General features: G+C 70.8%; 9 protein-coding genes. 3 read left to right on the forward strand and 6 right to left on the reverse strand.

All coding sequences use genetic code 11. The annotated features are described in order from the left end of the window. The first annotated feature begins 5 nt into the window (after positions 1-5). Entirely contained in the window at positions 6-1,685 is a 1,680-nt protein-coding gene (locus ACQPZW_RS43695) for a metallophosphoesterase family protein (protein WP_433791884.1), read from the forward strand. 117 nt (positions 1,686-1,802) lie between these two features. On the opposite strand, the gene ACQPZW_RS43700 is transcribed toward ACQPZW_RS43695, so the two are convergent. Continuing rightward, a complete protein-coding gene (locus tag ACQPZW_RS43700; RefSeq protein WP_433791885.1) occupies positions 1,803-2,939 on the reverse strand; it encodes a hypothetical protein in 1,137 nt (378 codons plus the stop codon). Positions 2,940-3,243: 304 nt separating this feature from the next. Between ACQPZW_RS43700 and ACQPZW_RS43705 the strand changes: the two genes are divergently transcribed. Next, entirely contained in the window at positions 3,244-4,083 is an 840-nt protein-coding gene (locus ACQPZW_RS43705) for a hypothetical protein (RefSeq protein WP_433791886.1), read from the forward strand. Between the two features lie 92 nt (positions 4,084-4,175). Here the strand turns inward: ACQPZW_RS43705 and gatB are convergent, their stop codons facing one another. Beyond that, entirely contained in the window at positions 4,176-5,675 is a 1,500-nt protein-coding gene (gatB, locus tag ACQPZW_RS43710) for an Asp-tRNA(Asn)/Glu-tRNA(Gln) amidotransferase subunit GatB (protein ID WP_433791887.1), read from the reverse strand. A 95-nt stretch (positions 5,676-5,770) separates the two neighbouring features. Between gatB and ACQPZW_RS43715 the strand changes: the two genes are divergently transcribed. After that, positions 5,771-7,210, forward strand: coding sequence for a M1 family metallopeptidase (locus tag ACQPZW_RS43715; protein WP_433791888.1), 1,440 nt, complete (start codon positions 5,771-5,773; stop codon positions 7,208-7,210). Positions 7,211-7,247: 37 nt separating this feature from the next. On the opposite strand, the gene gatA is transcribed toward ACQPZW_RS43715, so the two are convergent. The 4 genes from gatA to ligA all read right to left on the reverse strand — a co-directional run bounded on the left by gatA (position 7,248) and on the right by ligA (position 13,605). After that, positions 7,248-8,711, reverse strand: a complete 1,464-nt coding sequence (gene gatA / locus ACQPZW_RS43720; protein ID WP_433791889.1) for an Asp-tRNA(Asn)/Glu-tRNA(Gln) amidotransferase subunit GatA — start codon at positions 8,709-8,711, stop codon at positions 7,248-7,250. A gap of 3 nt (positions 8,712-8,714) precedes the next feature. Then, positions 8,715-9,014, reverse strand: coding sequence for an Asp-tRNA(Asn)/Glu-tRNA(Gln) amidotransferase subunit GatC (gatC, locus tag ACQPZW_RS43725; RefSeq protein ID WP_433791890.1), 300 nt, complete (start codon positions 9,012-9,014; stop codon positions 8,715-8,717). After that, the gene (locus tag ACQPZW_RS43730) at positions 8,987-11,053 is read right to left on the reverse strand and encodes a putative bifunctional diguanylate cyclase/phosphodiesterase (protein ID WP_433791891.1); all 2,067 of its coding nucleotides are present in this window, start codon (positions 11,051-11,053) and stop codon (positions 8,987-8,989) included. Before ACQPZW_RS43730 ends, gatC begins: the two co-directional genes overlap by 28 nt. Before the next feature lie 125 nt (positions 11,054-11,178). Next, positions 11,179-13,605: an NAD-dependent DNA ligase LigA gene (gene ligA / locus ACQPZW_RS43735; protein ID WP_433791892.1), complete on the reverse strand. Its 2,427-nt coding sequence runs from the start codon at positions 13,603-13,605 to the stop codon at positions 11,179-11,181. Positions 13,606-13,627: the final 22 nt, after the last annotated feature.

The raw sequence follows: 13,627 nt of genomic DNA on the forward strand, positions 1-13,627 counted from the left end.
GCCCGATGATGCGAGAACGGCCCTCGTGGCGGCACCGGTGGCGCTCGGCGGCCGGGGCGACCAGCCGTGCAGCCCGGCGAACGGCTGACCTGACCGGCCGCGGGGCCCGGCGGACCACCGGTCTGACCGGCCGGGTCCTCCGGCATCGCTGGACCCGTCGGGTCCGGGTGGCCACGGCCGTCGGGCTGACCGGTGTGGCCGGCGCCCTCATCGGGGTGATGCTGTTCGCCCGCTCCGACCTCAATGTGGGGCCGTTCAGCGCCGAGATGGCGGTGGAGCCGTCGGTCACCGGCGGCACCGAGATCAACATCCCGCCGCTCGGGTCGCTGCATCTCGACAGTCATCGCGGCCCGGTTCATCTGCGGGTCGACCTCGGCTCGCTGGACCAGAGCCGGACCGAGGCGCTGATCGACAACCCGTCGGCGATCAGCTCGGCCGGCGACCGGGCCGTCGAGGAGTTGGTCGCCGGGGTGTCCCGGCTCGGGCTGCGCACCATGGGCCTGGCCGTGCTCGGGGCTCTGCTGCTGGCCGGGCTGACCTTCCGCGACGTACGGCGGACGGCGGCGGCCGGCGCGACCGCGCTGGTGGTCACCGGCGGCAGCCTGGGCCTGGCCGCCGGCACTCTGCGACCGGATTCGATCAGCGAGCCGCGCTACGAGGGGCTGCTGATCAACGCGCCCGCGGTGGTCGGTGACGCCCGGCGGATCGCCGACAACTACGGGCGGTATGCGGACCAGCTGCAGACCATTCTGGGCAACGTCAGCCGGGTCTACTCGACGATCTCGGCGCTGCCGGTCTACGAGCCCGCCGGTAACACCACACGTCTGCTGCACGTCTCCGACCTGCATCTGAACCCGGCGTCGTGGGGCCTGATCCGGACCGTCGTGGAGACCTTCGAGATCGACGCGGTGATCGACACCGGCGACATCGTCGACTGGGGCAGCAGCGCCGAGACCGGGTATGTGTCGTCAATCCCGTCGATCCAGGTGCCGTACATCTACGTCCGCGGCAACCACGACTCGACCGCCATCCAGAACGCGGTGGCCGCCCAGAGCAACGCGATCGTCCTCGACAACGGCATCACCGAGATCGACGGCCTGACCATCGCCGGCATCGGCGACCCCCAGTTCACCCCCGACAAGAGCGAGACGAACGAGGCCGGTGACGACGCCGCACCCGAGCTGCTGACCACCGCCGGGGAAAATCTCGTCCAGACCATCCGCGGCTCCGGCAAGCGGGTCGACATCGCCCTCGTCCACGACCCGGGGATGGCTCAGCCCCTGTCCGGCGTGGTCCCGCTGGTCCTCGCCGGGCACCAGCACGCCCGCTCGGTCGCCATGCTGCCGGCGCCCGCTCCGCCGACACCCGACCCGTCGGCGTCGGCGTCGCCCGTCCCGTCCGTGTCGGCGCCGGTCACCGTCCAGCCCGTCGTCCCGACCCGGCTCATGGTGGAGGGCTCCACCGGCGGCGCCGGCCTGCGGGGACTCGAACACGAGGATCCGACCCCGCTGAGCCTGTCGGTCCTCTACTTCGACGAGAACCGCGAGCTCAAGGCCTACGACGACATCCAGCTGGGCGGCACCGGCCAGTCCAACGTGGAGATGCAGCGAAAGGTCATCGGCCTCGAAGAAGCCGCAGCCCCGGCCGTCACTCCTTCGACCCCACTGAGCCCGTCCGCCGGCTGACCGCTCTGCCTTTCGTCTGCCGACCGCTTCTCCTTCTGTCTTTCGCCGCGCCGCGCCGCGCCGCGCCGCGACGCGCTGCGCCGGGTCGTGTCGCTCCAGCGAAGGCGGTGGACCGGATCAGCGCATGCGGCGGAGGTCGAGGGTCAGCGTGCCGATGTCCAGGCCTTGCGGGTCGATCTCGATCGTGTAGAGACCGGCTGAGGAGCTGAAGCCCAGCGTGGCGACGGGTTCAGCGGCGGTCAGGGTGGCGTCGACCACGTCCAGGCCGGCCGGGGTCCGTACCTTCAGCACGGTGTCGTCGACGGTGGTCAAGGTGCCGGGGCGGGCCGTCAGGCGGAACTGCTCGGCCTCGGCGGCCCGGAACGTCACGAAGGCACGTTCGCCGGGCTGGCCGAAAGTGATCCGGGTGGGCCTACCGGGCGTCAGGACGGCGGCGACGGACCCGGTCAGCTGAACCGTCAGGGTGCCGGTCCGGTCGGTGTCCGGGTTGACCTCGACGGTGTGCCGGCCGGTCTCGGTGACGTCGAAGTCCAGCGTGCGGTAATCGGACTCGTAGCCGACCGCGCCGGACGTGCTCAGTTCGCCGGACGGGCCACGGATGTCCAGGTTCGTGTACTCGTCCTTGGACAGGCTGCCCCGCCGGGCGACCAGTGTCAGCCGCTGACCGGCGGTCGCCGGGAAGGTCAGGAACGCCCGCTCGCCCGGCTCGGCGATCGTCACCTTCCGGGCCGGGCCGCGGAGGGTCAACGTGCCGAAGGACGCTCCGGCGAGGCTGACCAGCAGTGTTCCCCGGTCCTTGGCGGCGCGCGGAGCGATCCGGACGGTGTACGCCCCGGCCGCCGGCGCGGTGAAGTCGATGCCGGCACTGGCCCACGTGGTGATCAGGGTGCCCTCGGCCACGGTGGCGCCGTTGCGGACGATCGTCAGATCGGTGTTGTCGGCGGCGGTGAGGGTCCGGCGCCGGGCGAGGACGGTGAGCCGCTGACCGGCGGTGGCGCGGAAGCCCAGGGTGGCGGGCCCTTGGAGATCAAGCAGCACCCCGGGGCCGCCGACGGTGAGCTGCCGATCGTCCGGCCCCGGCACACGGGCGGCCTCGGCACGATCGGGCTCGGCGAAGGTGCCGACGGTCAAAGACACGGCCGCGGAGACCGGAACGGGTGCGGCGAAGGCCCCCGGGCCGGCGGCGAGGGCGGCCGTCAACGCGAGGGTGAGCCGTCGGCGGCGTCGGCGGATCGCTGCGGAGTGCACTGCCATCGGGGCAGGTTATGTCACCTCATGCCGCTGATTCGGACGTAACGCGGCGAAGTCCCCCGGCCCGGCGAAACACGGGCGCCACGCGAATCGAAGATCAACTATTGTGACGCGGCCGCTTCTCATTCGGGGTATCCATGAGCCACAGTCCACCCACATACATCCGCCCCTCGACCGCCTGGGAGGTGGGCACCGGCGCTCTCCTGCTGGCCATCGCCGCGTCGGGTGGATTCACCGCCCTCGGGTTGGTCTTCGTCACCGTCGCCATGCAGTACGTGTACGACAACGACCCGGACCTGTCCCCCTTGTGGCCTGGATCGTGGAGGCGCCACGGCTCGCCGCCGCGTTCGACGTGCTCTCCTTCCTGTCGATCATCGTCTACATCATCGGCTTCCTCGTGTGGCGCAACCGCACCCAGGCGCTGGTCCGCCCGTACGGGATCGATCCGAAGAGCATGGTCAAGCACCCGGGTGTGCGGCTGTGGAGCGCCGCCCTGATCCTGGCCTACTGCACCGGACGGATGGCACGGGTGGATGAGCAGTCCACGATCGACGACTTCGCCGAGGTCTTCAATGCCGGCGTCGTCGCGGCCCTCCTACGCCTCATCGGCCTGGCCTGTCTGGCGGTCGCGGTGTGGAGGATCCGGCAGCGCGTCCACGCGTCGCTGGCGGCCTATCACCCGGTCTTCACCCCGCCCCCGTCGTACCCGGAGGCCGCGCCGCTCCCGGCCGCACCACCCGCCCCGGCACGTGACGTGCCCGGAATCGACGGCCTGACGGTGGCCGACGACGACTTCTGGCACCGGGTTCGGCAGGCGGGCGCCGACGGTGACCTGGCCCTGCTGGAGACCAGCGGCCCGGGCTTGCATCGCTGGGTTCTGATCCCCGCCGACCAGGATCCGGCCGCGGTCCGGGCGGGCCTGTCGCCGGGCGCGGCGATCACCGTCTTCACCGAACCGCTCGTCCGGCGGGAGACGAACGGCTACCGGCCGCCCGCGGCCGACGAATACCACGGGCTGCTGGAGAGCTCCGTGACCGGCGCGCTCTGGTACCAGTCGGTCACGCCGCGACGGCTGACGAGCTTCCTCGACCGGGCCGAGACCGGCGGCCGGTGGGCCCTCCACCCGTCGGCGACGCGAACGTGCTGACCGCCCGACTCCCCTGACCCCACTCCCCCCTGTAAAGCGCGACGCCCGGTTCCGTCGACAACGGAACCGGGCGACCGTACAGCTGGGAGGTCTTAAGAAACGCCGAGCCGGGAGAGGATGAGCTCGCGGACGGTCTTGGCGTCCGCCTGGCCTCGCGTGGTCTTCATGACCGCGCCCACCAGGGCGCCGGCCGCGGCGACCTTGCCGTCACGGATCTTGTCGGCGATGGCCGGGTTGGCGGCGATGGCCTCGTCGACGGCGGCGGTGAGCGCGCCGGTGTCGTTGACCACCTCGAGCCCGCGGGATGCCATCACCTCGGCCGGGTCGCCCTCGCCGGCGACGACACCCTCCAGGACGGTCCGGGCGAGCTTGTCGTTGAGCTTGCCCTCGTCGACCAGTCTCTGCAGGGCGGCGACCTGGGCGGGGGTGGCGCCGACCGCGGACAGCTCGATGTCCTGCTCGTTGGCACGGCGGGCCAGCTCACCCATCCACCACTTACGGGCGCCGGCCGGGGACGCGCCCGCGGCGATGGTCTCCTCGATCAGGTCGACGGCCCCGGCGTTCGCCGCGGACTGCATGTCCAGCTCCGACATGCCCCACTCCTCGCGGAGCCGGGCGCGCTTGGCGCTCGGCCGCTCCGGCAGCTCCGCCTTGAGCTGGGCGACCCACGCCGGGTCCGGCGCGATCGGCACCAGGTCGGGCTCGGGGAAGTAGCGGTAGTCGGTGGCGGTCTCCTTGGAGCGGCCCGGCCGGGTGTCGCCGGTGGTCTCCTGGAAGTGCCGGGTCTCCTGGAAGATCCGGGTGCCGACGTCGAGGAGACCGGCCTGCCGGATGACCTCGGAACGGACGGCGCGCTCGACCGACCGGAGCGAGTTGACGTTCTTCGTCTCCGTACGAGTACCCCACTCGTCGCCCGGCTTGTTGAGCGAGGTGTTGACGTCGCAGCGCAGCGAGCCCTGCTCCATGCGGACGTCGGAGACGCCGAGGGCGCGGATGATGTCGCGCAGCTCGGCGACGTAGGCCTTGGCGATCTCGGGGGCCAGCGCGCCGAGCCCGGGGACCGGCTTGGTGACGATCTCGACGAGCGGGATGCCGGCGCGGTTGTAGTCGACCAGCGACTCGGTGGCGCCGTGGATGCGACCGGTGGCCCCGCCGACGTGCAGGGTCTTGCCGGTGTCCTCCTCGATGTGCACCCGCTCGATGCCGATCCGGTACTCCTTGCCGTCCACCGTCACGTCGACGTAGCCGTCGACGCAGAGCGGCTCGTCATACTGAGAGGTCTGGAAGTTCTTCGGCATGTCCGGGTAGAAATAGTTCTTCCGGGCCATCCGGCACCACTCGGCGATGTCACAGTTGAGCGCGAGGCCGATCCGGATGGTGGCCTCGATGGCCGCGCCGTTCATCGCGGGGAGCGCGCCGGGCAGGGCCAGACACACCGGGCAGACCTGCGTGTTCGGTTCGGCGCCGAAGTCGGTCTTGCAGCCGCAGAACATCTTGGTCTGCGTGCCGAGCTCGACGTGCGTCTCCAGGCCGATCACCGTCTCGTAACGGCTGGTGGCGTCTTCGTAGGACGGCAGCGCGATGGTCGTCATGTGGGTGCGGCTCCGGCTTCGAGAACATCGGGTCAGGCCCCAAGCCTAGTCGCCCGGTCTGACAGAGTTCGCATCCGCCCAGGAAGATCTACCGTATGCGCCGCACCTCCACCGTCGCCGCACTGACCGCGACACTTCTGATCTCCGGCTGCACGACGGCCGATACAGATAGACCCACACCCGCCGAGTCCGCTGCCGAGTCGAAGATCGACTACAGTCCCTGGGCGGCCGGCCGCTCCACCCCGGTGACCGACGAGCTGTACCCCGAGAAGGGCAACCCGGGCCTGGACGTCCTGCACTACGGGCTGCAGCTGGACTGGAAGCCGGACACCAGGGTCCTCACCGGCACGGCCACCCTGCGGATCCGGCCGGTCGCCGACGCGAGTGAGATCAAGCTGGACTTCACCGGCCTCACCGTCGACAAGGTCACCGTCGACGAGAAGGAGGCCACCGCGACGGCGAAGGACGAGAAGCTGGTCGTCGCCGCCGCGATCACCGCGGACCGCCCGGTCACGCTGACCGTCGCCTACCACGGCACGCCGAAGCAGGTGGAGATGCCGTCCCACCGCGGCGACGCCTCCGAGGGCATCGGCATGCGATCGTCGAAGGACGGCGTCCTGTGGACCATGCAGGAGCCGTGGGGCGCGCTCACCTGGTATCCGGTCAACGAGCACCCGTCCGACGAGGCGCTCTACGACCTGGCGGTGACCGTCCCGCAGGGCTGGGCGGCGGCCGCGAGCGGCACACCCGGCCCGGTGGAGGGGAACACCTACAACTACCGCAGCGCGGATCCGGTGGCGGCGTACGTGACGACCCTCGCCGTCGACAAGTACAAGAGGATCGAGCAGACCGGGCCGCACGGACTGAAGATCACCAACTTCGTGGTGCCGAAGAGCGACGACCGCTACCTGAGCACGCTGAAGAAGACACCGAGGCTGATCGAGTGGCTGGAGGAGCGGTTCGGACCGTACCCGTACCCCTCGGCCGGCGCCCTGATGAACGGCTCCATCTCCGCCATGGAGACGCAGCAGATGCTCAGCATGGGCCGGGGCGCCTTCAAGGACGGCGACCTCAGGGAGTTCGAGGCGGTGCTCGTCCACGAGTACGCCCACCAGTGGTTCGGTAACGCGGTCACCCCGGAGACCTGGACCGACCTGTGGCTCAACGAGGGCTTCGCCACCTACGCGCAGAACCTGTACGAGCAGGAGCTGTACGGGTTCGACGACGCCTACCTGGAGAAGTACCTCCGGGAGACCGACGCCAAGCTGCGCAAGCGGGTCGGCCCGCCCGGCAAGCCGACCGCCGGCACGTTCGCCGAGAGCAACGTCTACATCTGCCCGGCGGCCATGCTCAAGGAGCTGAACGACGCGCTCGGCGACAAGAAGTTCTTCGCGCTGGCCGCGGCCTGGGTGGAGAAGAACCGCAACACCAACCAGGACCGGGCCTCGTTCACCGCGTTCGTCAACGAGGAGACCGGCAGGGACTTCACCAAGCTGATCGACAGCTGGCTGGACTCGCCGACGACACCGGCCTGAGGCTTTCCGGGGCCCTCTCGCGAGGGCCCCGGAACCGTCAGAGCGCCGGCGGCGTGAAGGTGCCGACAGCCGACTCCAGCGCTGCGGCGACCCGGTACATCCGGTCGTCGGCCAGCGTCGGAGCCATGATCTGGAAGCCGACCGGCAGGCCCTCGGACAGACCGCACGGGACCGAGATCGCCGGCCCGCCATACAGGTTCGTCGGGATGGTGAACAGGTCGGCGAGATACATCTGGTACGGATCGCTGGTCCGCGACCCGAACGGGAACGCCACGAACGGCGTGGTCGGCGAGACCAGCACGTCCACCTGCTCGAACGCGGCCTGGAAGTCGCGGGTGATCAGGGTCCGGACCTTCTGCGCCTGGCCGTAGTAGGCGTCGTAGTAGCCACTCGACAGCGCGTAGGTGCCGAGGATGATGCGCCGCTTGACCTCGGGGCCGAAACCCTCGTCACGGGTCAGCGACATGACCTCCTCGAGTGACCGGTTGCCGTCGTCGCCGGAGCGCAGGCCATACCGCACGCCGTCGAAGCGGGCCAGGTTCGACGAGCACTCGCTCGGGGCGATCAGGTAATACGCGGGCAGTGCGTACTCGAAGTGCGGGCAGGACACCTCGACGACCTCGGCGCCCAGCTTGACCAGTTTCTGCAGCGCTTCCTGGAAGGCCGCGCTCACACCGGGCTCGGAGCCGTCACCGGCGAACTCCCTGACCAGACCCAGTCTCACCCCGGTCAGGTCGCCGGTCGCGCCCAGGCGGGCGGCGGCCACCACGTCCGGCACCGGCTGCGGGATCGAGGTCGAGTCGCGCGGGTCGTGGCCGGCGATCACCGCGTGCAGCAGAGCGGTGTCCTCGACGGTCCGGCCGCAGGGGCCGGGCGTGTCCAGTGAGGAGGAGAACGCGATCAGGCCGTAGCGGGACGTGCCGCCATACGTCGGCTTCGCGCCCACGGTGCCGGTGACCGCGCCCGGCTGACGGATCGAGCCGCCGGTGTCGGTGCCGATCGCGAGCGGCGCCTCGTAGGCCGCGAGCGCCGCCGCCGAGCCACCGCCCGAGCCACCCGGGATCCGGCCCAGGTCCCACGGGTTGTTGGTCGGGCCGTACGCGCTGTACTCCGTGGAGGAGCCCATCGCGAACTCGTCCATGTTGGTCTTGCCCAGGATCGGCATACCGGCCGCCTTGAGCCGCTCGACGATGGTCGCGTCGTACGGCGGCCGCCACCCCTCGAGGATCTTGGAGGCGGCCGTGGTCGGGATGCCCTTGGTGGTCACCACGTCCTTGACGGCGATCGGCACACCGGCCAGCGGCCCGGTGATCTCGCCACGGTCGACGGCGTGGGCCGCGGCGAGCGCACCCTCACGGTCGACGTGCAGGAACGCGTGGACCCGCTCGTCGACAGCGTCGATGCGGTCCAGGTGGGCGGTCGCCACCTCGACGGCGGAGACCTCCTTCTTCCCGATGAGGGAAGCCAGCTCCGCGGCGGAAAGCCTGGTCAGGTCACTCACAGGTCAGTCCTCCTCGTCCAGGATCCGCGGCACGCGGAAGCGACCCTCATAGGCATCCGGCGCACCGGACAGCGCCGCCTCGTGCGGCAGGCTCGGCGTGGGGACGTCATCGCGATACACGTTGGTCAGCGGGACCGAGTGGGAGGTCGGCGGGATCTCGTCCGCGGCCACCTCACCGATCCGGGCGACCGACTGCAGGATCACGTCGAGCTGACCCGCGAATCGGTCCAGCTCCTCCTCGGTCACGGCGAGCCGCGACAGGCGCGCCAGGTGCGCTACCTCTTCGCGGGAGATGGCGGCCATCCTGCCCCCTCGTTGCTTGACGATTTGGATGTGCCCACAGAGTCTATTTCGCCGCGATTCCCGGGTCGGACCGGGCGGTACCGGCCCAGCCATTCGCGTAGATCCGCGGCCGGCATCGGGCGCGCGTGGAACCAGCCCTGCGCGGTGTGACAACCCGCGGCGGCCAGAAGACGCCAGGTCACCTCGTCCTCGACACCTTCCGCGACGGCACGCAGGCCGAGGGCCTCGGCCAGACCGACCACCGAGCGTACGATCGCCGCGTCCCCGGAATCGCCGGCCATGCCCAGTACGAACGAGCGGTCGATCTTGACCTCGGACAGCGGCAGCCTGCGCAGATGCTGCAGTGACGAGTAGCCGGTGCCGAAGTCGTCCAGCGAGATCGCCACCCCCATCCGGGACAGCCGGGTGGTCGTCTCCAGCACCCGGTGCGGGTCGGCCATCAGCGCGCTCTCGGTGATCTCCAGCTGCAGCAGGTCGGCGGGCACGGCATAGCGGTCGAGGAGCGCGCCGAGCCGGTCCGCGATGTCGCCGGCGTGCAGGTCACGGGCGCTCACGTTGACCGCGGCCCGCAGTGGGGCCCCGTCGGCACGCCATGCCGCCAGCTGCTCCACCACCTCCTCCAGCACGCGGGCCGTGAGCAGGCGCATCACCGGGGTCGGCTCGGCCGCCCGCAGCAGCTCCTCCGGGCCGATCGTGCCGCGCCGCGGGTGCCGCCAGCGCAGCAACGCCTCCACCCCGACCACCTCGCCCGTCGCGATCGCGATCTGCGGCTGGTAATAGAGGACTATCCCGTCGTCCGGCGGCTCCCGGCGCAGGGCGGTCCGCAGGTCGGCGACCAGGCTCAACCGGTCGGGCGTGTGCTTGGCCGCCTCCGGTCCGTGCACCGCCACCTGGTCGCCGCGCTGCTTCGCCTCATACATCGCCGACTCCGCCTCGCGCAGCAGCGTGCTGCCGTCGCGGCGACCGGACTGCAGTGCTATCCCGATCGACGCGCTCAACTCGACCGGGGTCCCGTCCAGCGGGAACGGGCGGCTCAGCGCCTCGGTCAGATGCTGGGCGATCCGCCGGGCCGACGCCGGGTCCTCGACCCGGGTGGCCAGCACCGCGAACTCGTCCCCACCCAGCCGCACCACCAGGTCGTGGGCGGGGACCACCGCGGTCAGCCGGTCGGCGACCCGGCTCAGCAGGCGGTCGCCGGCGCCGTGGCCGAGAGCGTCGTTCACCGTGCGGAACCGGTCCAGGTCCAGCAGGAGCAGGGCGCGCCGGCGGTCGGCGGGGCGCTCGGCCATCGCGACCTGCAGGGCACGCCGGTTCGGCAGGCCGGTGAGCGGGTCGAACCGGGTGGCCCGCTCGGACTCGCCGGCCCAGCGGACCATCCGGTGCACGGCGTGCAGGGCCAGCAGGGCGAGCGGCAGCAGGACCGGGCTGACCAGGGCGGCGACCAGCACCACCGGACCGAGCAGCAGCAGCGCCGCGGAGGCCAGCAGATCGGCGTGACCCCGGCGGCGGCGGGCCGGGGCCCGGCCGTCCGAGGTGAGACCGCGGACCAGGCCGGCGACCGCGTGCCGGGCGGTGATCCAGGCGATCGCCGCCACGCAGATGACCATGGCGTCCCACAGGTCGGGGCTGGAGTCGATGCGCAGCCGGCCCAGATCGGCCACTCCGGCTGCCGCGGCGAGCGCGGCCACGTGCTGCAGACCCAGATGCGCGGTACGCCGTAACGACTGCCGCATCCGAGCCCCGGCCACAGCCACGGCGACCAGTTGCACCGCGATCGCCGGGGCCGGGCCCCAGGCCAGCGCCACCGCGAAGGTGAAGCAGATGGACGGCAGGATCACCGCGCTGGCCCGGCGGCCGGGAACCACGTAGGGCCGGGCGTCGACCACGACGGCGAGCAGGGCCATCGCCCAGAAGGCCGTTGGCAGCGCGCCGTGCGGCCCGAGCAGCAGCGCCAGGGCCGCGACACCGGCCGAGGCCGTGGAGACGATCACCGTGCGCCGGTGCCGCCGGTCGTCCGTCCGTGGGCGAGCGGCATCCATGCGACCTCCACGATGGCCTCGATCACCAATCGCATACACCATAGATCCATATGGGGTTTTTTGCCTTAAAGCACCTATACGTAGTTAGACGCCCCTTACTTCCTGAACGTAGGATCCGTCACGATTCACCCTTCCGGGGCGTCCTCGGCGACCGCACGGACCCCTTCCGGGACGGCCTCGGCCACTGCACGGGCCGCTTCCGGGACGGCCTCAGCCACTGCACGGGCCGCTTCCGGGCCGTCGGCGAGCAGCACCCCGAAACCGGCCTCGTCGAGCACCGGCACCTTGAGGGCCATCGCCTTGTCGTATTTGCTGCCCGGGTTCTCCCCGACCACCACGAAGCCGGTCTTCTTCGACACCGAGCCGCTCACCTTGCCGCCCCGGGACGTGATCTCCTCGGCCGCCCGGTCGCGGGTGTAGCCGGCCAGCGTGCCGGTCACCACCACGGTCAGCCCGTCAAGCGTGCGCGTGCCGTGCTCGACCCGCTCATCGGCCATCACGACGCCGGCCGCCCGCCACTTCTGGATGATCTCGCGGTGCCAGTCGACGGCGAACCACTCACGCAGGCTCTGCGCGATGGTCGGCCCCACCCCCTCGACCTCGGCCAGGGGATCGACGGGCCTCGCCACCTTCCGCTTGGCCGCCGCCTCCCCCACAACCGCCTCAGCCGCCACGATGCTGCCGGAGGCCACCGCAAGGCTCGAAGAAGCCGGGTCCGACGAAGCCGGGTCACCCGAGGTCGGAGCAGAGTCGACCGAGACCGAGTCGGATGCCGGAGCAGAGTCGACCGAGACCGAGACCAGGTCGGATGCCGGAGCAGAGTCGACCGGGATCGAGTCTGACGCCGAATCCGACGACACCGAGTCCGAAGCCGCGTCCGACGATGGGACCGACGCCGAGGTCCTCTCGATGACCTCCTCGATCGCCGCCATCGAACCGAACTCCAGCGCCAGCGCACCCGCCGCATCCGGCCCGACATGCCGGATCGACAGCGCTCGCAGGATCCGGGCGAGTGGCCGCGTCTTGGCCTCGGCCAGGCTGGCCAGCATCTTGGCCGCGTTGGCCCCGAGCGTGCCGTCCTTCTTCACGAAGAACGGTGCCTGGAGCAGATGCTCCTCGGTGAGGCTGAAGAGGTCGCCCTCGTCGAACATCACACCCGAGTCGATCAGCGCCCGGGCGGATTTCTCTCCCAGCACGTCGATGTCGAGAACGTTGCGATGCCCGACATAGGTGAGCCGCTCGCGACGCTGACCCAGGCAGTGACGCGAGTTGGGGCAGCGGATGTCGATGTCGCCCTCTTTCGCCGGGGCCAGCGGCGTGCCGCAGGCGGGGCATTCGCTGGGCATCACGAACTCCCGCGCGTCCGCCGGCCGCAGCTCCAGGACCGGGCCGAGGACCTCCGGAATGACGTCGCCGGCTTTCCGCAGCACCACGGTGTCACCGATCAGCACACCCTTGCGCACGACCTCCTGCGCGTTGTGCAGAGTGGCCTGGGCAACGATGGATCCGGCCACCTTCACCGGCTCCAGCACCGCATAGGGAGTCACCCGGCCGGTCCGGCCGGTGTTGACCGCGATGTCAAGGAGCTTGGTGGTGACCTCCTCCGGCGGATACTTGAAGGCGATCGCCCACCGCGGCGCCCGGCTCGTCGACCCGAGCCGCCCCTGGATCGCCACCTCGTCGATCTTGACGACCACACCGTCGATGTCGTGCTCGACGGAATGCCGGTTCTCGCCGTAGTAGTCGATGAACTCGCGCACCCCGGCCAGATCGTCGACCAGCTTCCACCGGGAGCTGACCGGCAGCCCCCACGCCTTCATCGCCGTGTAGGCCGCCGACTGCGAAGCCGGGCTGAACCCCTCGCGCGCGCCGAGGCCGTGCACCACCATGCCCAGCCCGCGCGACCCGGTGACCCGCGGATCCTTCTGCCGCAGACTGCCCGATGCGGCGTTACGCGGATTCATGTATGTCGGCTTGCCCTGCTCGACCAGCATCGCGTTGAGCGCCGCGAACGCCTCCGCCGGGAAGTAGATCTCGCCCCGCACCTCGATCAGGTCGGGCACGTCGTCGCCGGCCAGCCGCTCCGGGATGTCCGCGATGGTCCGCACGTTGGGCGTCACGTCGTCGCCGACCCGCCCGGTGCCCCGGGTGGCGGCGCGGACGAGCACACCCTTGTCATATGTCAGGTTGATCGCCAGACCGTCGATCTTGAGCTCGCAGAGGAAGCGCACCGGCCCGCCGGCGTCACGCTCGGCCCGCTCGGCCCAGGCCGCCAGCTCGTCGAGATTGAACACGTTGTCGAGCGACATCATGCGCTCGGCATGCTCGACCTTGGGGAAGTCGCCGGAGACCGTGCCGCCGACGGTCTGGGTCGGCGACTCCGGCGTCCGCAACTCCGGGAACTCCGACTCCAGCGCCTCGAGCTCGCGCAGCAGCCGGTCGAACTCGGCGTCCGACACCGTCGGCGCGTCCAGCTGGTAATAGCGGTGCTGGTGCTCGCGGATCTCATCGGCCAGCTCGGCATGCCGGGACGAAGCCTCAGGTGTGGCCACTGAAACCGAACCTCCGTGTCAG

Origin of the sequence: Actinoplanes sp. CA-252034 (assembly GCF_050956125.1) — a bacterium.
Lineage (GTDB): Bacteria > Actinomycetota > Actinomycetes > Mycobacteriales > Micromonosporaceae > Actinoplanes.